The sequence below is a fragment of the Cobetia sp. cqz5-12 genome (assembly GCF_016495405.1).
Classification (GTDB): domain Bacteria; phylum Pseudomonadota; class Gammaproteobacteria; order Pseudomonadales; family Halomonadaceae; genus Cobetia.
Genome location: NZ_CP044522.1, coordinates 1,254,744 through 1,277,753 on the forward strand (window position 1 = coordinate 1,254,744; position 23,010 = coordinate 1,277,753).

21 protein-coding genes are annotated in these 23,010 nt (G+C 62.7%); 16 read left to right on the top strand and 5 right to left on the bottom strand.

Annotated elements, in window-relative coordinates:
- Positions 1-5 precede the first annotated feature (5 nt).
- The 13 genes from hflX (at position 6) to F8A90_RS05405 (ending at position 15,404) form a co-directional block, all read left to right on the top strand.
- Positions 6-1,376: a ribosome rescue GTPase HflX gene (gene hflX, locus F8A90_RS05345; RefSeq protein WP_052384759.1), complete on the top strand. Its 1,371-nt coding sequence runs from the start codon at positions 6-8 to the stop codon at positions 1,374-1,376.
- 370 nt (positions 1,377-1,746) lie between these two features.
- Positions 1,747-2,970 carry an FtsH protease activity modulator HflK gene (gene hflK / locus F8A90_RS05350; RefSeq protein WP_166019457.1) on the top strand — a complete coding sequence of 408 codons (1,224 nt, stop codon included), beginning with the start codon at positions 1,747-1,749 and terminating at the stop codon, positions 2,968-2,970.
- Positions 2,967-3,848 carry a protease modulator HflC gene (gene hflC, locus F8A90_RS05355; RefSeq protein WP_043335206.1) on the top strand — a complete coding sequence of 294 codons (882 nt, stop codon included), beginning with the start codon at positions 2,967-2,969 and terminating at the stop codon, positions 3,846-3,848. Before hflK ends, hflC begins: the two co-directional genes overlap by 4 nt.
- Before the next feature lie 361 nt (positions 3,849-4,209).
- Positions 4,210-5,394: an ATP phosphoribosyltransferase regulatory subunit gene (locus F8A90_RS05360; RefSeq protein WP_200019297.1), complete on the top strand. Its 1,185-nt coding sequence runs from the start codon at positions 4,210-4,212 to the stop codon at positions 5,392-5,394.
- A 148-nt stretch (positions 5,395-5,542) separates the two neighbouring features.
- Complete coding sequence (locus F8A90_RS05365) at positions 5,543-6,838, top strand: adenylosuccinate synthase (RefSeq protein ID WP_200019298.1); 1,296 nt, start codon at positions 5,543-5,545, stop codon at positions 6,836-6,838.
- Between the two features lie 325 nt (positions 6,839-7,163).
- On the top strand, positions 7,164-7,670 hold the full coding sequence (locus F8A90_RS05370) for an SUF system Fe-S cluster assembly regulator (RefSeq protein ID WP_200019299.1): 507 nt from the start codon (positions 7,164-7,166) through the stop codon (positions 7,668-7,670).
- A 135-nt stretch (positions 7,671-7,805) separates the two neighbouring features.
- Positions 7,806-9,248 carry a Fe-S cluster assembly protein SufB gene (gene sufB / locus F8A90_RS05375; protein WP_176676623.1) on the top strand — a complete coding sequence of 481 codons (1,443 nt, stop codon included), beginning with the start codon at positions 7,806-7,808 and terminating at the stop codon, positions 9,246-9,248.
- A 74-nt stretch (positions 9,249-9,322) separates the two neighbouring features.
- Entirely contained in the window at positions 9,323-10,072 is a 750-nt protein-coding gene (gene sufC, locus F8A90_RS05380) for a Fe-S cluster assembly ATPase SufC (protein ID WP_200019300.1), read from the top strand.
- A complete protein-coding gene (gene sufD / locus F8A90_RS05385; RefSeq protein WP_200019301.1) occupies positions 10,072-11,490 on the top strand; it encodes a Fe-S cluster assembly protein SufD in 1,419 nt (472 codons plus the stop codon). Before sufC ends, sufD begins: the two co-directional genes overlap by 1 nt.
- On the top strand, positions 11,487-12,731 hold the full coding sequence (locus F8A90_RS05390) for a cysteine desulfurase (RefSeq protein WP_200019302.1): 1,245 nt from the start codon (positions 11,487-11,489) through the stop codon (positions 12,729-12,731). The genes sufD and F8A90_RS05390 overlap by 4 nt, the downstream gene beginning before the upstream one ends.
- A 165-nt stretch (positions 12,732-12,896) precedes the next feature.
- Positions 12,897-13,472 carry a putative Fe-S cluster assembly protein SufT gene (sufT, locus tag F8A90_RS05395; protein WP_043335218.1) on the top strand — a complete coding sequence of 192 codons (576 nt, stop codon included), beginning with the start codon at positions 12,897-12,899 and terminating at the stop codon, positions 13,470-13,472.
- 256 nt (positions 13,473-13,728) lie between these two features.
- Complete coding sequence (locus tag F8A90_RS05400; protein WP_200019303.1) at positions 13,729-14,334, top strand: YceI family protein; 606 nt, start codon at positions 13,729-13,731, stop codon at positions 14,332-14,334.
- Positions 14,335-14,486: 152 nt separating this feature from the next.
- Positions 14,487-15,404 (top strand): SanA/YdcF family protein, encoded by a 918-nt coding sequence (locus F8A90_RS05405; protein WP_233593453.1) that lies wholly within the window; start codon positions 14,487-14,489, stop codon positions 15,402-15,404.
- A gap of 105 nt (positions 15,405-15,509) precedes the next feature.
- Here the strand turns inward: F8A90_RS05405 and F8A90_RS05410 are convergent, their stop codons facing one another.
- The 4 genes from F8A90_RS05410 to F8A90_RS05425 all read right to left on the bottom strand — a co-directional run bounded on the left by F8A90_RS05410 (position 15,510) and on the right by F8A90_RS05425 (position 19,453).
- The gene (locus F8A90_RS05410; RefSeq protein WP_043335223.1) at positions 15,510-15,968 is read right to left on the bottom strand and encodes a hypothetical protein; all 459 of its coding nucleotides are present in this window, start codon (positions 15,966-15,968) and stop codon (positions 15,510-15,512) included.
- 309 nt (positions 15,969-16,277) lie between these two features.
- Positions 16,278-17,186 carry a 30S ribosomal protein S6--L-glutamate ligase gene (rimK, locus tag F8A90_RS05415; protein WP_200019305.1) on the bottom strand — a complete coding sequence of 303 codons (909 nt, stop codon included), beginning with the start codon at positions 17,184-17,186 and terminating at the stop codon, positions 16,278-16,280.
- 197 nt (positions 17,187-17,383) lie between these two features.
- A complete protein-coding gene (locus tag F8A90_RS05420) occupies positions 17,384-17,893 on the bottom strand; it encodes an ATP-dependent zinc protease family protein (protein ID WP_166019469.1) in 510 nt (169 codons plus the stop codon).
- 435 nt (positions 17,894-18,328) lie between these two features.
- The gene (locus tag F8A90_RS05425) at positions 18,329-19,453 is read right to left on the bottom strand and encodes a DUF3549 family protein (protein WP_200019306.1); all 1,125 of its coding nucleotides are present in this window, start codon (positions 19,451-19,453) and stop codon (positions 18,329-18,331) included.
- A 777-nt stretch (positions 19,454-20,230) separates the two neighbouring features.
- Here F8A90_RS05425 and F8A90_RS05430 point away from each other — a divergent pair.
- The 3 genes from F8A90_RS05430 (at position 20,231) to F8A90_RS05440 (ending at position 22,548) form a co-directional block, all read left to right on the top strand.
- Positions 20,231-20,965, top strand: coding sequence for an amino acid ABC transporter substrate-binding protein (locus F8A90_RS05430; RefSeq protein ID WP_043335456.1), 735 nt, complete (start codon positions 20,231-20,233; stop codon positions 20,963-20,965).
- A 147-nt stretch (positions 20,966-21,112) separates the two neighbouring features.
- Positions 21,113-21,787 (top strand): amino acid ABC transporter permease, encoded by a 675-nt coding sequence (locus F8A90_RS05435; RefSeq protein WP_043335389.1) that lies wholly within the window; start codon positions 21,113-21,115, stop codon positions 21,785-21,787.
- Entirely contained in the window at positions 21,784-22,548 is a 765-nt protein-coding gene (locus F8A90_RS05440) for an amino acid ABC transporter ATP-binding protein (RefSeq protein ID WP_200019307.1), read from the top strand. The genes F8A90_RS05435 and F8A90_RS05440 overlap by 4 nt, the downstream gene beginning before the upstream one ends.
- 191 nt (positions 22,549-22,739) lie before the next feature.
- Here F8A90_RS05440 and F8A90_RS05445 read toward each other — a convergent pair whose 3' ends face one another.
- Positions 22,740-23,006 (bottom strand): late competence development ComFB family protein, encoded by a 267-nt coding sequence (locus tag F8A90_RS05445; protein WP_200019308.1) that lies wholly within the window; start codon positions 23,004-23,006, stop codon positions 22,740-22,742.
- Between the last annotated feature and the right edge of the window lie 4 nt (positions 23,007-23,010).

The following is a 23,010-nucleotide window of genomic DNA, read 5'->3' on the forward strand; positions in this document are numbered from 1 at the left end:
GCTGATTGTTCTTCGAACGACCCGAAGCCGGTGAAACGGCCGTCCTGGTGCATGTCAATTTCCGGGACGAAAAAGAACGCGAGGATGCCGGTGAGCTCCTCGAACTCGTACGTTCGGCAGGCGCCGTGCCGGCGACCCTCATCGAGGGTAGCCGGCCCCGCCCCGACTCCCGTACGTTCATCGGAGAAGGCAAGCTTGAGGAAGTGCAAGAGGCCCTGGCCGTGCACGAAGCCGAGCTGGTCATTTTCAACCATTCATTGAGTCCTTCCCAGCAGCGTAACCTCGAAGCCACGCTCAAGTGTCGCGTCATTGACCGTACCGGTCTGATTCTCGACATCTTTGCCCAGCGTGCGCGGACCCATGAGGGCAAGCTGCAGGTGGAACTCGCACAGCTCGAGTACATGTCCACCCGCCTGGTGCGGGGTTGGACCCACCTTGAGCGTCAGAAAGGCGGTATCGGTCTGCGAGGCCCGGGGGAAACCCAGCTCGAGACTGACCGTCGCCTGTTGCGCGCCCGTATCAAGTCGATCCACAAGCGACTCGAGAAGGTGCACAAGCAGCGCGATCAGAACCGCCGTGCCCGTGCGCGTGCCGAGATCCCGAGTCTGTCGCTGGTCGGCTATACCAACGCCGGCAAGTCGACGCTGTTCAACGCGCTGACCACCTCCGAGGTGTACGCCGCCGATCAGCTGTTCGCGACGCTGGACCCGACGCTGCGTCGTCTGGAACTCGAGGATGTCGGTCCGGCAGTCCTGGCCGATACCGTCGGCTTCATTCGTCATCTGCCGCACAAGCTGGTGGAAGCCTTCCAGGCGACCCTGCAGGAAGCGGCGGAAGCGGATCTGCTGGTACATGTCATCGACGCCGCAGATCCGGAGAATGACCGCAATACCGAGCAGGTCAATCACGTGCTGAGCGAGATTGATGCTGGTGACGTGCCGCGTCTGCTGGTCATGAACAAGATCGATCGTCTCGACATGGCACCACGCATCGAACGTGATGGCTTCGGTCGTCCGCTGGCAGTGTGGCTGTCGGCACGTGACGGCAAGGGGCTGGATCTGCTGATGCAGGCCTTCGCCGAGCTGCTGTCCGACAACGTCATCTCCATGCAGCTGACGCTGGGGCCTGCCAAGTCCCGTCTGCGGGCAGGCCTGCATGAGCTGGACGCGGTCAAGGACGAGCAATATGACGAGCAGGGCAATGCACTGCTGGACATTCGTCTCGAGAAACGCGACTTTCTGCAGTTGTTGTCGCATCTTGGTGAATCGCCTGAAGATTATCTCGGCGGTGAACATGACGACCGCGAAGCCTGGCAGCGTGAGCTGTCCGCCGAACGCGCGGAAAAGCATCGCGTGTCGGTCACGCACAAGTCCTGATACCGTCTGGTAACGCGACTTGCGCTGGCGCGCTGCGCAGCGGCTCGTTCAGTGGTAACGCACGACGCATCGTGTCTAGAAAGCACTACCCGGCATCCATCGCCGCGCACGAATGACGATGGGTGCCCTCGCGCAGGGCCTGCCCTGCGTGTCAGAGCAGCGGGCATTCAGCAGGATTGGCTGGATGCCGCCCGACGGACGATGGCCGTCGGGCAGGGCCATGGCCTTCTCCCGCAAGGGACGCGTCGCCATGCCGTACGAGAGAATCGGTCGCCGGAGGCCATCAGGCTCAAGGCACGGAACCGGTCGCAGCTGGCAGGGCGGCGTCATCATAATGACGAGCGGAACATCGACTGAGTGGAGACGACGTATGGCTTGGAATGAGCCGGGTGGCGGCAACCAGCATGACCCGTGGAGCGGCGGTGGTCGCAACGGGGACAAGAAGGGGGGCGGGGGTAACGGCGGTGGCAATGGTGGACCGCCCGACCTCGACGAAGCGCTGAAGAAGTTCCAGGACAAGCTCAACGGCATGCTCGGCAATGGCCGCAAGCGTCGTGGTGGTGCCGGTGGCAATGGGGGTAACGGTGGCAATACCAATGCCTTCGCACTGCCGGGGATCATCGGTGTCATCCTGGTCGCCATCTGGGCGGCTTCCGGTTTCTATCTGGTCGATCAGTCCGAGCGTGGCGTCGTGCTGCGTTTCGGCAAGTACAACGACATCGTCGGTCCGGGCCTGCACTGGAACCCGCCGATCATCGACGATGTGCGTGAGGTCAACGTCACCAAGGTGCGTTCGCTCTCCCAGACCAAGTCGATGCTGACTCAGGACGAGAACATCGTCGAAGTCCAGATGTCCGTGCAGTATCAGGTGTCCAATCCGCGTGATTTCCTGCTCAATGTCCGCGCGCCCGAGATCAGTCTCGAGAACGCCATGGACTCTGCGCTGCGTCACGAAGTCGGCAGTGCCGACATGAACGACATCCTGACCTCCGGTCGTGAGCTGCTGGCCAGCAACGTCAAGTCGCGCCTGCAGTCCTATCTGGACAACTACGGTGTCGGCCTGACGCTGCAGACCATCAACGTCGAGTCCACCTCTGCACCGGCAGCGGTTCAGGATTCCTTCGATGACGTCATCAAGGCGCGCGAGGATCGTCAGCGCACGATCAACCAGGCACTGGCCTACGAGAACTCGATTCTCCCGGAAGCCCAGGGTCAGGCGCAGCGCATCATCGAGGAAGCCGAGGGTTACAAGGAGTCCGTGGTCGCGAAGTCCCAGGGTGAGGCCAACCGCTTCACGTCCCTGCTGACCGAGTACCAGAAGGCGCCGGAAATCATCCGCGAGCGCATGTATCTGGAAACCATGGGCGAAGTGCTCGGCAAGACCAACAAGGTGCTGGTGGATGTCGAGAACGGCAATTCCCTCATGTACCTGCCGTTGGACAAGCTGGCCAACAAGTCCAGTGCTGCCGCCGAAGACAGCAGTGGCATGAGTCGTAGCGAGCTGGACCGTGTGTCCCGACAGGCGAGCGATGCCTTGAGCCGCAGCCAGAGCACTGACAGCAGCAACAGCATCCGTCGGGAGGGTCGTCAATGATCAACAATCGCTCACTGATGGCCGTCGCCGGTCTGGCCGTAGTGGCCTGGCTTGGTAGCAACAGCCTCTACACGGTTGATGAGACCCAGCGCGCCATCAAGCTCAAGTTTGGTGAAGTGGTGGAAGACAACATCCAGCCCGGCCTGCACTTCAAGCTGCCGGTCTACAACACGATCCGTACCTTCGATACGCGCGTGTTGACGCTGGATGCCCAGGCAAGCCGTTATCTGACCCGCGAGAAGAAGGCCGTCATCGTCGACTCCTTCGTCAAGTGGAAGATCGTCGATCCGAAGCGCTACTACGAAGCGACCTCCGGCGACGAGCAGATGGCCGAGCGCCTGATCGCGCCGCGTGTCGACGAGAGTCTGCGTAACGAGTTCGGCAAGCTCGAGCTGGTCCAGATCATCTCCGAGCAGCGTGACGCGCTGATGAAGAAGCCCACCGAAGAGCTCGACGAGGTGATGCGCAAGGAGCTGGGGGTGTCGATTCTCGATATCCGCGTCAAGCGTATCGACCTGCCGGACGAAGTCTCCCAGGCGGTCTACGAGCGCATGAAGACCGAGCGTCAGCGTGAGGCACGTGAGTATCGTGCCCAGGGTCAGGAGCAGGCCGAGAAGATCCAGGCCAATGCCGATCGTCGCCGTTCCGTCCTGCTCGCGCAGGCTGAAGAGCAGGCGCAGACCCTGCGTGGTGAGGGCGATGCCTCCGCCGCTGCCATCTATGCCGGTGCCTACGGGGCGGATACCGAGTTCTTCCGCTTCTACCGCTCACTGCAGGCCTATCGCGACAGCTTCAAGGGCGATGGCAACATGATGGTCATGCAGCCGGACAGCGAGTTCTTCCGCTTCTTCAAGGACCCGCAGGGCGGCAGCAAGTAAGCAGCATCATCAAGCCCGAAGGCTCGCCTTCGGGGATGTTGCGCGCGGCCTCTGGCAGCATCGGAGGCCGCGCAGTGGGTGAACGTCGCTCGAGAGGTTCGCGGGGTTCATCCCACAAGGATTCATGCTAGACTCCTGCAACCGGGCACCGCCCGGTTTTTTTGTGGCCGCTTTTCATGCTCGGGTTTCATGTCCGGGCGCAAGGCCGACAGGAAAGCGTCGAGCAGGACCTTGCTTCACGGGTCTCGGTCGGCTGCTGTGAAATCCCCCGCAGGCGTCGCGTTCGACATGAGCGTCAGCCGGGTGAATTTCCTCGCGTCACGAGTCACCCCTTGTCATAAATCTCTCGCAGGATAGCGCAATGACCATCGCAGATCGCTGGCTCCTCCCGGATGGCATGGATGAGGTATTGCCCCCTCAGGCAACCCGTATGGAGGCGCTGCGCCGCGCGCTGCTCGACCTCTATCATCGCTTCGGCTATGACCTGGTGCTGCCGCCGCCCGTCGAATTTCTTGATTCGCTGCTGACCGGCACCGGTACCGAGCTGGATCTGCAGACCTTCAAGCTGACCGACCAGATGACCGGTCGCATGATGGGCGCCAGCGCCGACGTCACCCCGCAGGTGGCGCGCATGGACGCTCACTCCCTGCATCGCGAAGGCCCGGTACGTCTGTGCTACTGCGCCAACGTGCTGCGTACCAAAGCGGACAAGCACCAGGGCGGCCGCAGTCCGGTGCAGGTCGGCGCCGAGCTGTTCGGACACGCCGGCCTCGAGGCCGACCACGAGATCCTGCATCTGGCATTGACCAGTCTCGAGCAGGCCGGTGCCGGTGAGTTGCACCTGGCACTGGGCCATATCGGCATCTACCGCGCCCTGATCACCGAAGCCGGCATGAGTGTCGAGTACGAGCGTGAGTTGTTCGCTGCCATCGAGCGCAAGCAGTATTCCGCTCTCGATGCATTGATCGATCGTGTGGTGGGTGACAAGGTAGTGGCGGGCATGCTCAAGGCATTGCCGCACCTGCATGGCGATGAAGAGATTCTTGCCCAGGCACGTACCGCCTTCGCGGGTGCCCCGACTGCCGTCGCCAGTGCACTTGATCAGCTCGCGGCCTTGAATCAGGTCGTGCGTGAACGTCATCCGCATGTCACGCTGTACTTCGATCTCGCCGAGCTGCGCGGATACGAGTATCACACCGGCATGGTATTCGCGGCCTATGTGCCGGGCTATGGTCAGGCGCTGGCCAAGGGTGGCCGCTACGACGATACTGGACGTGCCTTCGGTCGTGCGCGTCCCGCCACCGGCTTCTCGATGGACCTCAAGCAGCTGGCCTCGCTGGCCGTGCAACCCCCGGCCTGTGACGGCATCTGGGCGCCGGCGCTCAATGACAGTGCCCTGCGTGAATGCGTCGATCAGCTGCGCGCCAGTGGCGAGCGTGTCATCGAGGCACTTCCGGGGCAGACAACCGGTGCCGACACGCACCGTTGCAATCGTGAGCTGGTCAATGGTGACAGTGGCTGGCAGGTCGTGACGCTCGCGTCATGAGTCTCTCATTGCAGAGAGATCGATGACGTTGAGTACCTGATAGCAGAACAGTAGGGGCCACTGGGTCCCGAGGTGCAGCTGCCGACAAGGCGGCTGCACTTGTGAGTGGGTTTTCACCGACGGTTATTCACCGAAAGAGATAGGAACCATGGGCAAGAATGTAGTCGTGCTCGGCACCCAATGGGGTGATGAAGGCAAGGGCAAGGTCGTCGACCTGCTGACCGAATCCGCCAGCGCTGTCGTGCGTTTCCAGGGTGGCCACAATGCGGGTCACACCCTGGTGCTGGATGGCAAGAAGACCGTCCTTCACCTGATCCCGTCCGGTATCCTGCACCCGGGCAAGACCTGCGTCATCGGCAACGGTGTCGTGCTGTCTCCGGAAGCGCTGATCAAGGAAATCCGCGAGCTGGAAGCCAATGACGTGCCGGTGCGTGATCGCCTGCGTCTGTCACCGGCTTGCCCGTTGATCCTGTCCTACCACGTGCGTCTGGATCAGGCGCGTGAGAAGGCGCGTGGCATCGCCAAGATAGGGACTACCGGTCGTGGTATCGGGCCGGCCTACGAAGACAAGGTCGCGCGTCGCGGTCTGCGTCTGGGCGACATGCTCCACCGTGAGCGTTTCGCGTCCAAGCTGGGCGAAGTGCTGGATTACCACAACTTCGTGCTGCAGCATTATCACGGTGAAGCACCGGTCGATTTCCAGCAGGTACTGGACGAAGCCATGGAAATGGCCGAAGAGCTGCGCCCGATGGTCTGCGACACCGTGGATCTGGTCCATTCCGTGCGCAAGGCCAACGAGAACATCCTCTTCGAGGGGGCTCAGGGCTCGCTGCTCGACATCGACCACGGTACCTATCCGTACGTCACCAGCTCCAACACCACTGCCGGCGGCACCGCTACCGGTTCTGGCGTTGGTCCGCTGTACCTCGACTACGTGCTGGGTATCACCAAGGCCTACACCACGCGTGTCGGCTCCGGTCCGTTCCCGACCGAGCTGTTCGATGAGTTCGGCCGTCACCTGGCCGAGCGTGGCCACGAATTCGGTGCCACCACCGGTCGTGCGCGTCGTTGCGGTTGGTTCGATGCCGTCGCCCTGCGTCACGCCGTGCAGATCAACTCGGTCAGCGGCATCTGCCTGACCAAGCTGGACGTGCTGGACGGTCTCGAGAACATCCGTGTCTGCATCGGCTATCGCAGCAAGGATGGCGACGTGCTGGACAACCCGGTGGATTCCGAAGGCTACGAAGCCATCGAGCCGCTCTACCAGGACCTGCCGGGCTGGAGCGATTCCACCATCGGCGTGCGCGAAGTCGACAAGCTGCCGGCCAACGCCCGCGCTTACATCAGCTTCCTGGAAGAGCAGGTCGGCGTGCCGATCGACATCATCTCCACTGGCCCGGACCGCAACGAGACTATCGTGCTGCGCAACCCGTTCCACGACTGATCATGACCACGTCGCTCTCCTGAGCGGCACATGATGTCGAGATGATGCAAGACCAAGACACCCCGTCGGGATTTCCCGGCGGGGTGTCTTGCGTTCCAGGGCTGGCAGCAGAGGATCTTGTACAGTCTTGGGAGTGGCAGGGTGGGTGGACAGTAGGAATTTTAAATGGGAATGATTGTTATTTTTGTTGTGATCGGCGGCTATCTTGTCGGCAAACTGGTTGCCCAGGTCGCAATTCGACGTTTTCGGTGGGGTCCCCGCTTCACATCGTTCTGATACAGGACTAAAATGGTCCCCAATTAATCTTCCCGTGGTGGAGGCCAGCATGCTGAAGCTTTCCAAGATGACCGATTATGCCGCTGTCGTGATGGCGCGCATCGCCCGCGAGCCGGACTCGGCCCATGCGGCGATCGATCTGGCCGAAAGCGTGCAGCTGCCGCATCCCACCGTGAGCAAGACGCTCAAGGCGCTGGTGCGAGCAGGATTGCTTGAGTCGCGGCGCGGTGCGCTGGGCGGTTATCGTCTGGCACGCCCGGCCAGCCAGATCACGGCCAGCGACATCATCAGCGCCATCGAAGGCCCGGTGGCCGTGACGGAGTGCAGTCACGCCGACGGCGATTGCGAGCTGGTCAACACCTGCGGGGTGGCCGACAACTGGCAGCGCGTCTCGTACGCCATCAGTGAGCTGCTGGGCAGCGTGACGCTGGCGCATCTGGCGTCATCCGCGCCATTGCGCATGCCGGTGCAACTGCCGATTCAGGCCATCAGCCTGTACGGGGATGACGAACCGCACCCCATGGCCTCGGCAGCCAACAGCACTGGCAAACGCTAAAACCGGCAAACGCTGAATCCGTTGCCGCGCGACACACATCGTCGTGGCAACACGAACATTCGAACTTCGCTGCGATTCGGGCGGGGTGATCAGGCATCTGAACAGACCCGGAGCTCTCCGGGAGAGGAGACCAGCATGGCGAGCCAGGAGATGGAGCAGCTTGTACAGCGCGAGTACAAGCAGGGCTTCGTGACCGATATCGAGAGCGACACCATTCCGCCGGGACTGGATGAAAGCGTGATTCGCTTCATCTCGGCCAAGAAGGGTGAGCCGGAGTGGATGCTGGAGTGGCGTCTGGATGCGTATCAGCAGTGGCTGAAGATGAAGGCACCGTCCTGGGCGCACCTGGATTATCCGGAGATCGACTACCAGGCGATTTCCTACTTCAGCGCCCCGAAGAAGCCGGAAGACCGTCCGCAGAGTCTGGATGAGGTCGATCCCAAGCTGCTCGAGACCTACGAGAAGCTGGGTATCCCGCTGCACGAGCGTGCCGCACTGGCCGGCGTGGCGGTCGACGCGGTCTTCGACTCCGTGTCCGTGACCACCACCTTCAAGAAGGAGCTGTCCGAGGCGGGCGTCATCTTCTGCTCCATCTCGGAAGCCATCCAGGACTACCCGGAACTGATCAAGCAGTATCTCGGAACCGTGGTGCCCAAGGCAGACAACTTCTTTACCGCGCTGAACGCCGCCGTCTTCACCGATGGCTCCTTCGTGTTCGTGCCGGAAGGCGTGACCTGCCCGATGGAGCTTTCCACCTACTTCCGCATCAACGCCGCCAACACCGGCCAGTTCGAGCGCACCCTGATCATCTGCGAGAAGCAGGCTCAGGTCTCGTATCTGGAAGGCTGTACCGCGCCGCAGCGTGATGACAACCAGCTGCACGCCGCCGTGGTCGAGCTGGTGGCACTGGAAGACGCCTACATCAAGTACTCCACCGTCCAGAACTGGTATCCGGGCGATGAAGACGGCAAGGGCGGCATCTACAACTTCGTCACCAAGCGTGCCGACTGCCGTGGTGACCGCTCCAAGGTCTCCTGGACCCAGGTCGAGACAGGCTCCGCGATCACCTGGAAGTACCCGTCGTGCATCCTGCGCGGCAAGGACAGTGTCGGGGAGTTCTACTCCGTCGCCGTCACCAATGGTCGTCAGCAGGCGGACACCGGCACCAAGATGATCCACATCGGTGAGGGCACCAAGTCCACCATCGTCTCCAAGGGCATCTCAGCCGGTAATTCCGAGCAGTCCTATCGTGGTCTGGTCAAGATCGGCCCGCGGGCCAAGGGCGCGCGCAACTTCACCCAGTGTGATTCGCTGTTGATCGGCGACCGCTGTGGCGCGCACACCTTCCCGTATCAGGAAATCGGCAACGCGACGGCCACCGTCGAGCACGAGGCGACGACCTCCAAGATCGGCGAAGATCAGCTGTTCTACTGCCGTCAGCGCGGCATCAGCGAAGAAGATGCGGTCAACATGATCGTCAATGGCTTCTGCAAGGACGTCTTCCAGGAGCTGCCGATGGAGTTCGCCGTCGAGGCCGAGGCGCTGCTCAACGTCACCCTTGAAGGCGCCGTCGGCTGATCCCGCCGTCCCTTTCGCATTCACCCCATTCTTGAGGGCCGCTTGCGGGCGGCCTGTCAGCAAAAGGTATCAACATGCTCGTAGTCAAAGATCTGCACGTTTCGGTGGAAGGCAAGGAAATCCTCAAGGGTCTCGATCTGACCATCAACAAGGGTGAGGTCCACGCCATCATGGGCCCGAACGGCGCAGGCAAGTCCACGCTGTCTTCCGTGATCGCCGGCAAGGACGGCTATGAAGTGACCTCGGGCACCATTACCTATGAAGGTGAGGATGTGCTGGAGATGGAAGTCGAAGAGCGTGCGCGTGCCGGCATGCTGCTGGGCTTCCAGTACCCGGTGGAAATCCCGGGGGTCAAGAACGTCTACCTGCTCAAGGCGGCGCTGAATGCCAAGCGTGAAGCCGAAGGCCTGGGCGAGATTCCGGCCCCGGAATTCATGAAGCTGATCCGCGAGAAACTGGCCTTCATGCAGATGGATGCCAGCTTCCTGCAGCGCGCCGTCAACGAAGGCTTCTCCGGTGGTGAGAAGAAGCGCAACGAGATCCTGCAGATGCTGGTGCTGGAACCGAAGCTCGCCATGCTCGACGAGATCGACTCCGGCCTGGACATCGATGCCCTCAAGGTCGTCGCCAAGGGCGTCAACTCGCTGCGCAACGAAAACCGTGCCGTGCTGATGGTCACCCACTACCAGCGTCTGCTCGAGCACATCGTGCCGGACCAGATCCACGTGCTGATGGATGGCCGCATCGTCAAGTCCGGCGACAAGTCGCTGGCCCTCGAACTCGAAGCCCAGGGGTATGACTGGCTGCAGGAGGAAACCGCGTAATGACAGCACTTGCTACCGCGTCCGTCCCCGGCAGCGAAGCCGAAGCCTTCGCCAGCGAATTCGCTGCCCGCAAGGCCCGCTTTGCGGCCGATCCGAGCTGGATGGCCGCCCGCCGTCAGGCCGGTATCGCCCGCTTTGAAGCCCTCGGCCTGCCGACCCGCAAGGTCGAGGCCTGGAAGTACACCGACACCCAGGCACTGGGTCGTCAGGAGTATCGTCTCGCCGACGATGCAAGCCTCGCGCCGGCCGTGAAGGATGAACTGGCGCTCGACGTCGACGCCTACCGTCTGGTGTTCGTCGATGGCCTCTACAATGCCGAGCTTTCCGATGTGGCAGGCTTGCCCGACACCGTGCGTGTCGTGCCGCTGTCTGACGCCATCGTCAATCAGCCGGAAGTCATCGGCGGCTCGCTGAACCGCCTGACCGGTATCGACTTCACCCCGTTCGTGGCGCTGAATTCCGCCTTCACCGAAGAGGGTGCGGTGATTCAGGTCGGCCCGCGCACGGTGCTCGACAAGCCGGTCTACGTGCTGTTCCTGTCGCGTGCCGCCGTCGAAGGCCAGCCCGTGACCATGAGCCACCCGCGCCTGCTGGTGCAGCTGGGCAGCCGCGCCGAAGCCAGCGTGATCGAGCATCACATCGGTGAGACCGGCGCGACCAACTTCACCAACATGGTCAGCGAAGTGATGCTGGAGCGCGGCGCCGTGCTCAATCACTACAAGCTGGGCGAAGCCGCCACCGGCGAGACGCATATCGCCTCGTTGCAGGTCGAGCAGCCGCGTGACAGCCAGTATCGCTCCATCAACCTGAACACCGGTGGTGGTCTGGTGCGCAACGACATCGTCTGCGACCTGAACGGCAACAACGCCCATGCACGTCTCGATGGCCTGTTCTTCGGTCGTGATCGTCAGCACGTGGACACCCACTCGCTGGTCAATCACAACGAGGCGCTGACGTTCTCCGACGAGAACTACAAGGGTATCCTGGCCGACCGCGCCCGTGGCGTCTTCAATGGCCGTGTGCTGGTCAAGCGCGACAGCCAGCAGATCGAGGCGCATCAGAACAACGCCAACCTGCTGCTGTCGGACCGCGCCGAGATCAACACCAAGCCGGAACTCGAGATCTACGCCGACGACGTCAAGTGCTCCCACGGCACCACGACCGGTCAGCTCGACGAGACCGCCGTGTTCGCGCTGCGCGCCCGTGGCATCGATGAGCAGACCGCCCGTGGCCTGCTGACTCTGGCCTTCGCCAACGAAGTCATGACCGGTCTGGGCATCGACGCCATCGCCGAGCGCATCGAGCGCAGTGTCGCGGGACGCCTGCCGTCACGCTTCCACCTCGATGAGCTGGTCGATCTCAGCGTCGAGTTGGGCGGCGGCGCCGTGGCGGTGGCACGTGATGAGGACTTTGCATGAGCGCACTCGATAACCTGATGCTCGACGTCGTGCGGGTGCGCGAGGATTTTCCGATCCTCGAGCGTCGCGTGCATGGTGACGTGCCGCTGATCTATCTGGACAGCGCCGCCACCAGCCAGACGCCGACTGCCGTCATCGACGCGATGAGCGACTATTACCGCAATACCAATGCCAATATCCACCGTGGGTTGCATACCCTGGCGGATGAGGCGACAGCGGCCTTCGAAGGCACGCGTGAGAAGGTGCGCAACTTCATCAATGCGCGCCTGACGCGGGAAGTCATCTTCACGCGCGGCACCACCGAGGCGATCAATCTGGTCGCCAACAGCTGGGGTGCCAACTGGCTGAACGCCGGTGATGAGGTGCTGATCTCGGTGATGGAGCATCACGCCAACATCGTGCCGTGGCAGCTTCTGGCCGAGCGTCTCGATATCGTCATCAAGGTCATCCCGTGTGACGACGATGGCGTGCTCGACATGGCAGCCTACCGTGACCTGCTGGGCGAGAAGACGCGCCTGGTCTGCGTCAATCAGGTCTCCAACGCCCTGGGCAGCATCAATCCGGTGGCCGAGATGGCGACGCTGGCGCACGCCCACGACGCGCTCATCCTGGTCGATGGTGCCCAGGCGGTGCCGCATCAGCAGGTCGATGTGCGCGAGATCGATGCTGACTTCTATGTCTTCTCGGGCCACAAGATGTACGGTCCCACCGGCATCGGTGTGCTCTACGGCAAGGAAGCGCTGCTCGATGCCATGCCGCCGTGGCAGGGTGGCGGCGAGATGATCCGCACGGTGTCGTTCGAGAATGGCACCCTGTTCGCGGACCTGCCGCACAAGTTCGAGGCCGGCACGCCGCCCATCGCCGAGGTCATCGGGCTGGGCAAGGCCATCGACTGGCTGGACTGCACCCACATGGCGCTGATCACGCGCTGGGAGCAGCAGCTGATGCGCCATGCCAGCGAGCGCATGCGCGAAGTGGACGGCCTGCGCATCATCGGCAACTCGCCTGACAAGGCGGGGGCGATCTCCTTCGTGGTCGATGGTGCTCACGCCCAGGACATCGGGCTGCTGATCGACCAGCTGGGAGTGGCCATCCGTACCGGGCACCACTGCGCGCAGCCGGTGCTGCGTCGCTTCGGTGTCGATGCCACCTGCCGGGCCTCCTTCGCGGCCTACAACACGCCGGAAGAGATCGACATGTTCGTCGATGCCCTGCAGCGTGTGCTGACCATGGTGCGCTGAGCACCCCCTGCGGTGGCCCTGATGGGCGCTGATCAATGAGGCTCGCGCATGGCGGGCCTCATTGGTATCGGCACTTGTCAGGGAATGTTGTCACCCGCACGTCTTGAGTGAACCAACAGAATTCTTGATCCGCATGCCTGTCGTGCGGATCGGCAAGGAGAGGGCATGAGCCACACTGAAGACCAGCTGGCCAGCCTCGGCAAGGGCCAGAAGATGCCGTTGCAGCGGGACGTGGAGGGCATCTCGGTACCGTTCGGCAAGTCGGTGACCCTGCATGAGGACTCGGTGGTCGAAGTCATGCAGGCCAAGGGCGGCACCGTCAGCGTCGCTTTCGAGGGTCGCATGTACCTGATCGAGAGCTTCAGCCTCGATGCGTTGGGGCTGGACGCCGTGCCGCGTCCGCACCTGCCGGCCGGCCAGAGCGATGCTGACATCGAGGCTTTCGTCTGGGCCCAGCTGCGCACCTGCTTCGACCCCGAGATCCCGGTCGACATCGTCGAGCTGGGGCTGGTCTATGGCTGTCGTATCGACACCCTGATCAGCGGCGAGAAGATGGTCAATCTCAAGATGACGTTGACCGCGCCGGGCTGCGGCATGGGCAACGTGATCGCCGAGGACGCCAAGCGCAAGATTCTCGGCGCCGAGGATGTCTCCAAGGTCCACGTCGAGATCGTGTTCTCGCCTGCCTGGTCGCGCGAGATGATGAGTGAGGATGCCCGCCTGGAACTGGGCATGTTCTGAGCATCATCAGCGCGTCTTTGCCGTCTGCTGTTGTCGCCCCTTGTTGTCTGTGGCTTTCTGGTCGGCCTGTCATGGCCGTCAGTCGCATCATCACTCGGGCGAGATGCAGCAAACGCAACCGGATGGACGGGAACCTCTCGTCCATCCGGCTATCCAATTCACGTTGCTGAGCGTCCGGGCAAGTTGCTGCCTCGGGCCGTGTCGGCACGTCCGTTTGACGGTTTCCCGTATCACCTGCCTCAAGGAAGACTCCCCAATGCGATTCCAGACTGCGCTGCGCACCCTGACCGCCACCCTGATCCTGAGTAGCGCTGCCAGCGCGCAGGCCGCCTGGAAGCTGGATGGTGATGTGTCACAGCTGAGCTTCCAGACCACCAAGATGGCCAAGTCGGGCGCCAGCACCGTCGAGACGGATGCTTTCACCTCCTGGCGGGCGCGCGTCAATGACGCCGGTCAGCTGTCGGTGGAGATCGACCTCGACTCCGCCAGTACCGGCATCGACATTCGTGACCAGCGCGTCAGCGAGAAGCTGTTCGAGTCCGGCACCTATCCGTTGGCCGTGATGACCGCCAGTCTCGATATGCCGACCCTCAAGGTGATGGAGCCGGGCGATACCCAGCAGGTGGATGTCGAAGGCCAGCTGACGTTGCACGACAATACCCAGAACCTGCCGGTGAGCCTGCAGGTAACGCGCCTGCGCGGCGATCGCTGGCTGGTGCAGACCCTCACGCCGGTGATGGTCGATGCTGAGCAGTTCGCGCTGGTCGATGGCATTCGCACCCTGCGTGACCTGGCCGGGCTCGGCAACATCGCGACCCAGGTGCCAGTCAACGTCAAGGCCGTGATGGTGCAGGAAGACTGAGCGGAGTCACCCGCATGCGTGGCCGGGAACAGTCAGTGCTGGCAGAGCCTCGGCCGCTTGGGTAGGCTGAGCGCTCATGCCTGCACGATGTGACGGTACCGGCAGGAAAGACAGGCAGGGATGGGCGTGGGGAAGTGATGCAGCGAGTGATCATGCGGGCTGGCTGGACCATCGTCGGTCTGCTGGCCGCCGGTGCAATGACGGTGGTCGGGCTCAACCTCTGGGTCGTGATGGCAACGCACGATCGCATTGCCACGTCACCGCTGACCTGTCAGAGCCGTGAGGTGGGGATCGTGTTCGGCACCTCCCACGGCCTGGTGGGCGGGGGCAGCAATCCGCACTATCAGGCGCGCCTCGATACCGCCGCTCAGCTCTACCGCCTGCGGCGCGTCTCCAACCTGCTGCTTTCGGGAGACAATCGCACCCGTTACTACAATGAGCCGATGACCATGTGGCGTGACCTGCGAGCGCGCAACGTGCCGCAGGAGTTCATGACGCTCGATTACGCGGGCTTCTCCACCTTCGATACCCTCGTGCGAGCCCACAAGGTCTTCGGTGTCGACGAGGCGGTGCTGGTCACCCAGCCGTGGCATCTGCCGCGTGCGCTGTTCATCGCCGATGCGCTGGGGCTCGAGGCAGTGGGCTGTCCGGCCATCTCCGAGCGCCAGCCGCCGGGGCTCAAGCTGATGTTGCGTGAGTGGCTGGCCCGTGCGGCGACAGTGGGTGACCTCTATCTGTGGGGGCGCAAGCCGCGCTTCCTCGGGCCGCAGGAGACGCTGCCGACGCCAGTGTTGTCATCGCACTCATCTTCGCATCCCTCATCATCCCATTCCTCAGACAAGCTCTCGATGTTGCCGGCGGCGGACTCCGTGGAATACGGGGAAGGGCAGCAGGCCGCTGCCAGTCGTGAGATGGCGGATGGAGAGGATGTGGCGGATGAAGAGAATGCTGCCGGCTCACCGGACCCGCATGCCCTCGCGCGTCAGGCGCAGGCAAGCCTGCTGGCCAGTCTGCCCGGAGTGAAGCAGGCATTGCTCCAATGGCTGCCTGTCAGGTCTGAGACGCGCTAGCCGCGCATCGGCCTTGCCAGACGCACAGTGTCAACACGAAGACGCCCCGCACTTCCTTTGGAAGGCGGGGCGTCTTGCGTTCACGGTCTGGCGTCGGGCATGTGGCTAGCCGGCGCGGCGGCGGGCGGCCTGACCTGTCTGGTGACGGTACAGCTCGCGAATCAGATGGCGGCAGTTGTGGAAGATGCCTTCCAGTACCTTTTCCATGCTGTCAGGCAGCGGGTGCGTGAAGGCGGTCGAGCAGGCCTGCATCAGGACGCGTTCCTGTTCGAGCAGCTCGTTGATCAGCACCTGATTGTCATTGCCGACGATGCTCTTCAGGCGACTCCACAGCCACATGTAGTCATCGCGCTCGACATCGGCGTCGCGTGGCATCAGGCTCAGATGCTTGCGTGTCTCGACTTCCAGCGCCTGTTTGAGCTCGACACGGCTCGCATAGAAGGGCTCGAAGGCCTTCAGGAGCGCGGGACGCAGCCGTTCGGCGTTATCCTCGAAATAATCAAGACTGTCTGCCAGGGCTTCCTGGACGCTATCCATCGCCACCTGGCGATTGTCGAGAAACATGGGCGGTCACCTCCTCCGTCAGAAGAGATTGTGCGGGTGAAAACAGTGTTTTTCTACCCCTGCAGGGCAGAAAGTCAGGATATTTATTCCCGCACTGTCAATCCCTGCAGTTTACGACAATACAATGACGTTCCGGTGACGATCATCGTTGCCTTTCAGACGTTGTCCTTGCCCCTGTTTTCGCCGCCAAGCTCTCTGCCCGAAAAGCTGTCTGGCCCAGATGCGCCAGGGGTGCCCTCTTGATGATCAGCACCCCTGGTCGAGCGTTGCGTGCAATGCCCTGAGGCTTGAGTCATCAGCCCTCAGCCCTCAGCCCTTGGGCTTGGGCGGAATCTTCTTGGACGGTGCGGCAGACTTGGCGATGTGATCGATGATCAGACCGGCGATGTCCTTGCCGGTGGCAGTCTCGATGCCCTGCAGGCCCGGTGAGGAGTTCACTTCCATGATCACCGGTCCGTGGTTGGCGCGCAGCAGGTCGACACCGGCGACGGCCAGGCCCATGGCCTTGGCGGCGCGGATGGCGGTGGAGCGCTCTTCCGGCGTGATGCGGATCTCGCTCGCGGTGCCGCCACGATGCAGGTTGGAGCGGAACTCGCCATCAGCCGCCTGACGTTTCATCGACGCCACCACCTTGTCTCCCACCACCAGGCAGCGGATGTCGGCGCCACGCGCTTCCTTGATGTATTCCTGCACCATGATGTTGGCTTTCATGCCCATGAAGGCCTGGATCACGCTCTCGGCGGCCTGGTTGGTCTCGGCGAGCACCACGCCGATGCCCTGGGTGCCTTCCAGCAGCTTGATGACCAGCGGCGCGCCCTTGACCATGGTGATCAGGTCGGGGATGTCATCCGGCGAATGCGCGAAGCCGGTGACCGGCAGGCCCAGCCCCTTGCGCGACAGCAGCTGCAGCGAGCGCAGCTTGTCGCGTGAGCGGGAGATGGCCACGGAATCATTGACCACGTAGGTGCCCATCATCTCGAACTGACGCAGCACGGCGCAGCCATAGAAGGTGACGGAGGCACCGATGCGCGGCACGACAGCGTCGAAGTGCTCGATCTCGGCGCCCTTGTAATGGATGGACGGGCGGTGCGAGGCGATGTTCATGTAGCAACGCAGCGTGTCCACCACGCGTGCGGTGTAGCCACGTGCCTCGGCGGCCTCGATCAGGCGGCGGGTGGAGTAGAGGCGTGAGTTACGCGACAGGATACCGATATGCATGAAATCCTCCGGAGCCGAATGGGCCAGACAGAGATAGGAATGAATCAGAAGAAGACTGACGTGATGCCCGTCAGGAGGCGTGGTGTTCGCCGGTGAGGCCTTTACTGTCTTGAGGCGTCACGCGATGCAGATGGCACCGGCGCCAGCGTCTTGAGGCGAGATGCCGAAGCATGCCGCCGCGCGCACGCCTGATGCCGTCAGGGTTCGCCGTGCAGATAGGCAGCGCCCGGTGCGACCAGCAGGCGACGCAGGGCACGGCGCCCCAGCAGAATGGGGTGACGCATCTGGGAGCGGTCCACCAGCGTCATGTCGATATCGTAGTCGAGCCCGGCCAGCTTCATGCGCGAGCGGATCGCGTAGCGCCACTCGGCCTGACCATTGGATGAGCGCACGCGGCGGCGATCATGCACCGGCGTCTCGATCGTATGCGGTGGGGAGTCGCTACCGCCAGTCCGGGTGATGAAGCGAACCCACAGGTCATCGTGCTGCTCAAAGACCTCGATGCTCTCGGCATGCAGCGCACTGGAATGCGCACCGGTGTCGATCTTGGCATTGAGGTGCAGCTTGAGCTCCGGCAGCTCGATCAACTCACGCCGACCCACCACGCCACGCGGGCGGAAGCCCAGCAGGTCATGATTCAGTGTCTTGAGATCGAGGGGCGGTGCCTTGTCGATGTGATGACGCGAAGTGTTCTTGTGATGCGACATGTTTCTTCCTGAATCAGAGGGCGTGAGCGAAGCGGGCAGCAGCTCACGGCATGAAGACACCGGGCAGGCGCGGCACAGGATAATGTGCGTTGCCTGCCTGGCGGGGTAAGGGCCAGGCGGGCGCGCAGCATAGTCACTTAACGTACTGACAGCAATCCTTGCTGAAGCCTCTTTTTTCGCGTCACGAATCCGGGGGTGACGGCGACGCTGACAGCGTCCGGCAAAACCGCCCCGGGCATGCGGTCCTGGCCATCGCTGCCAGCCGCCTCGCTTGAGGGCGCTGGCGCGTGAGACATCGTGCAGGTGGCGCTTCGCAGTGCACTCTGTTCACCTCTGCCGATCAGCCCCGATGCCGTCACTTGACCAAGGGCTCCATCAAGTGTCGTGGGTTATGCGCATGATCTCAAGCACTGTCACCTGCGGGCATGCCCGACGTCAATGACGCGGGGCCGGATTGGCGGTATCGGCCTTGCGGGTCAGGGCGGCAAGCGCCTGCCCCAGCGGGCTGTCCGCGCTTGCGTTGCGCAGTGTCATCAGTACCGGCAGACGCAGACGCGGAATCAGGGCGAGGTCGCGGGCCAGCGCGGCGAAGTTGGCCTGCGGACAGCTGGCCAGGCGGGTCAGGAAGGCCGGCAGACGTTCGGCATCTTCCAGGTGGGCGTAGCCGCGTGCGGCGATCGCGACCAGCACGTCGACATTGACGGCCTGGTCGTCGGCCAGCAAGGCATCGATCCACTCCGCCGCCGCAGGCCGTGGGCTGGCACCGGCGGCCCGCAGGCAGGCGCACAGCGTTTCCAGGTCCCCCAGGTCACGTGCGGCCTGGCCACGCGCGATCAGGGCGGAGAGCAGCTCGGTCTCGTATTCTTCCGTCAGTGAGGCAGCCAGCTGGGCATGGGCGGGCGGTGCCTGCTCCAGACACAGCGCGATGGCGCGCAGCGGCGTATCCGGCAGGTCAGCCAGGCGCTGCACGAAGGCCGCGGCAAGCTCGCTGGACAACTCGCCGCGCCGTGTCAGCACGTCGGCGATGCCCTGCAGGCCCAGTGACGGCCAGTCATCCAGCGGTAGCTGGGCGGTGAGATACTGCTCGGCGAGCTCGTAATACTGGCTGGCAGGGCGGTCGCAATCGAGGCTGGCGCGGGCGTGCAGCATGGCGCGCAGGCTGTCGTCCGGCGTGAAGGCCAGCGGGTTGTCCTGCATCAGGTTGTCGATCTTGCCGGCCTCGGCCTGCTGAAGTTCAGGGCGACCGACGGTCAGCGCCGTCTGACCCAATGTCGTGATCAGGCGTTCGAGGAAGGCGTCGCGTTGTGCGGGGGAGAGACGGCCTTCTTCATCCAGCGGCAGGGCCAGAAACCACACCAGCGGATCGTCGAGCCCGGCCGGGCGGAACACGCATGCCAGGCGTGCCTGGCCCTTGAAGGGCTGCTCCCACGGCTGCTGTTCGGTCTCGAAGGCTTCCAGTTGCTCAAGGCTGAGTGGGGCCAGGGTGCGCCCCAGGTGATAGAGGTGCAGCTCGGCGCCGGTGCGTGTGAAGAAGTTGCTCAAGGAAGAGAGAGGAGTCATGAGGCTCACCACGGCTGTGTCTGTGCCACGTCCTGGCTGGACGTGGCACAGAGCGGAAAAAAGTCTTGTCGAGCATCTTTGCCAGGCGTGGCATGTGTCGTCGAGCGACAGCTGCCGGCGCGTGACATGTGCCTGAGCATGTCTGGAATGGCAGCGACTTTAGCGATTCACCGGCTGTCATGCCACCCGCTGGCGTGTGATGGTGGCCAGAGGGAAGAGGGCGACCTGTTCCTATTATGGCCGCTCTTTCGGCCCGTGATGACTTGACAGATGACGCGGCACCTCAAGCCCCGCTGAGCGTCTTGCAGGTTGATGATTTTTTGATCAATTTTCGTCATCCCACGGCTGACGCGGCTTGCAGCGTGACCGAGACGGGTTATCCACAGCATCGTCCACGGATGGCGTGAATAACTGTCATCCACTTGTCGTCAGACTGACATCCAACGCAGCAGGTAGCCCATACGGCGTCACTGGCCCGTCGAGACAGGCATGCTAGAATCGCGCTCATTGACACGATTACTGTCTTATTCCTTATGGTTATGTACTTAAGGGATGAAATGATTGGGAATGCGGGGCAGTCCCGTTATCCTATACAACCAAATCACATATAAAAGGCTGTGCTTATACCTGTTCTGTTGGCATGACATCCGCGATCAGCCGAATGTCAGCGACCGTCCAGCGCCAATGGCTCAGTCTTGCGATCCATGAGGAATCCCGATGCGCCAATCACGTTCGCTCGCAGCTGTCTTCTCTTCCACCGCTCTCAAGGGCGCCGTGATGGCTGCCGCGCTGGGTGCGACTACCCTGGGCAGCCTGGCGGCACAGGCTGATACCCTCAAGGTCGGCATGTCGGGCGGCTACTTCCCGTTCACCTTCGTCAAGCAGGACAAGCTGCAGGGCTTTGAAGTGGATGTGCTCAACGCCGTCGGCGAGATCACCGGCGACGACATCGAATTCGTGACCATGAGCTTCTCCGGCCTGATCGGCTCGCTGGAAGCCGGCCGCATCGACACCGTGGCCAACCAGATCACCATCACCGATGCGCGCAAGGCCAAGTTCGCCTTCACCCAGCCTTACGTCTATGACGGGGCTCAGGTGGTCAAGCGTCGCGGCAATGACGAGATCACCGGCGTCGAGTCCCTCAAGGGCCACAGCGTGGCGGTCAACCTGGGCTCCAACTACGAAGCGCTGATGAAAGAGCTGCCCTACGCCGACCAGATCGACATCAAGACCTATGAGTCCAACATCGAGCAGGACACCGCCCTGGGCCGTGTCGATGCCTTCGTGATGGACCGCGTCAGTGCAAGCCAGGTGATCCAGAAGACGCCGCTGCCGCTGGAACTGGCTGGCAAGCCGTTCTCGCGCCTGGAGAACGCGCTGCCGTTCCGCAAGGATGCCGAAGGTGAGGCCAAACGTGACGAGGTGGATGCCGCGCTGACCGAGCTCAAGGAAAATGGCCGCCTGGCCGAGATTTCCAACAAGTGGTTCGGCAACGACATCACCACGCCTTGAACATTGCCCGCTGCGCCCTGATACAAGGGCGCATGCAAGGATGTCATGTGCAAACGGGGTGACGGCTTGACCGTCGCCCCGTTGTCGTCATGTCGACGGGTGTCTTTCCAGACCCTCAGCCAAGCCCCCAGCCTGTCCGGATAACGAATGGATACTCTCAATATCGATTACATGCTTGGCCTGTTGCCGGTCATGCTCAAATACCTGCCACTGACACTCAAGATGGCCTGTATCGGCATGGTGGCCGCGCTGGTGCTGGCCTCGCTGTTGGCGGTAGTGCGGGTGCTCAAGGTGCCGGTGTTGAATGCGCTGACCATCGTGTTCATCTCCTTCTTCCGTGGCACGCCGCTGCTGGTGCAGTTGTTCCTGTTCTATTACGGCCTGCCGCAGGTGATGGCGTTCCTGACCCAGATCGATGGCGTCACCGCGACGATTCTCGGCCTGACGCTGCACTTCTCGGCCTACATGGCCGAATCCATCCGTGCCGCCATCGTCGGGGTCGATCGCAGCCAGACCGAAGCGGCGCTCTCCATCGGCATGACCAATGTCCAGCTGATGCGGCGCATCGTGCTGCCTCAGGCGGCCCGCGTGGCGGCCCCCACGCTGATGAACTACTTCGTGGACATGATCAAGTCCACGTCGCTGGCCTTCACGCTGGGGGTGACCGAACTGATGGGCGCGACTCAGAAGGAAGCGGCCAGCAGCTTCCTGTACTTTGAATCCTTCATCATGGTGGCCATCGTCTACTGGGTGATGGTGGAAGGGCTGTCCTTCGTGCAGCGCTGGATGGAGAAACGTCTCAACAAGGCCTATCAGCGATGATTGCAGTCAGAAACCTGGTCAAGACATTCGGCGGGCAGGCCGTACTCGATGGCATCACCCTGGAAGTGAAGCAGGGTGAAATCATTGTCGTCATCGGCCCGTCGGGCACCGGCAAGTCCACGCTGCTGCGCTGCATCAACTTCCTCGAGCAGCCCGATGGTGGCGAGATCCAGATCGGCGAGCGCAAGGTCGAGGCCACGCGCGCCAGCCGTCACGACATTCTCGGTCTGCGTCGCAGCAGTGCCTTCGTGTTCCAGAACTATGCGCTGTTCGCCAACAAGACGGCGCTTGAGAACATTGCCGAGGGCCTGATCGTCGTCAACGGCTGGCCCAAGGCCAAGGCGCACCAGCGGGCGCGCGAGATTCTCGAGCGTATCGGCATGAGCGAGAAGGCGGACGCCTTCCCGGCGGCTCTCTCCGGTGGTCAGCAGCAGCGGATCGGCATCGGGCGCGCCATGGCGGCCCAGGCCGAGGTGATCCTGTTCGATGAGCCGACCTCGGCACTGGACCCGGAGTGGGTCGATGAGGTGCTGGAGCTGATGAAGCAGCTGGCGGTCGAGCGCCAGACCATGATCGTGGTCACCCACGAGATGCAGTTCGCGCGGGAAGTCGCGGATCGCGTCATCTTCATGGAAGGCGGGCGGATCGTCGAGCAGGGGCCGCCGAGCCAGCTGTTCAGCGCGCCGAAGGATGACCGCACGCGCGCCTTCCTGCGCAAGGTGCTGGATGAAGTGCCGCCGCAGTGCGCCGAGGGCATCTGATACTGCTCGCTTGAGGTAATGACCCACAGGTCGCGCGAGGTAGTGCCTCGGGCTGTACCTGCGACAGACACAACGGCCACCGCGAGAGCTATCGCGGTGGCCGTTGTCATTTCTCTGGCGGTGATCATTGATCCGCGTTTGGTGTTGCAGGACGCGTTTCAGGGCGACGCGTCATGGGCCGCAACGCGTGACTAGCCGTGACGGGGCATCGAGCGCACCTTGTCGAAGGCTTCCTGGAGTGCCATCGAGACGCGCTCTTCCAGCAGCTCCTGTTCGGCGGGCGCCATGTAGAACGCCATGTCGACGTCGTGGCGAATATAGCGGGGCGCCAGCTGATTGAGCGCGATGCAGGCCACGTCTTCGCGGCTGTCGACATCCATTGAGTGGCTATCGGGATGCAAGCGCAGCTGGTCGAGCACCAGCTGCTCCATGTAGTTGTGTACGCCTGCGCTATCCATGTGT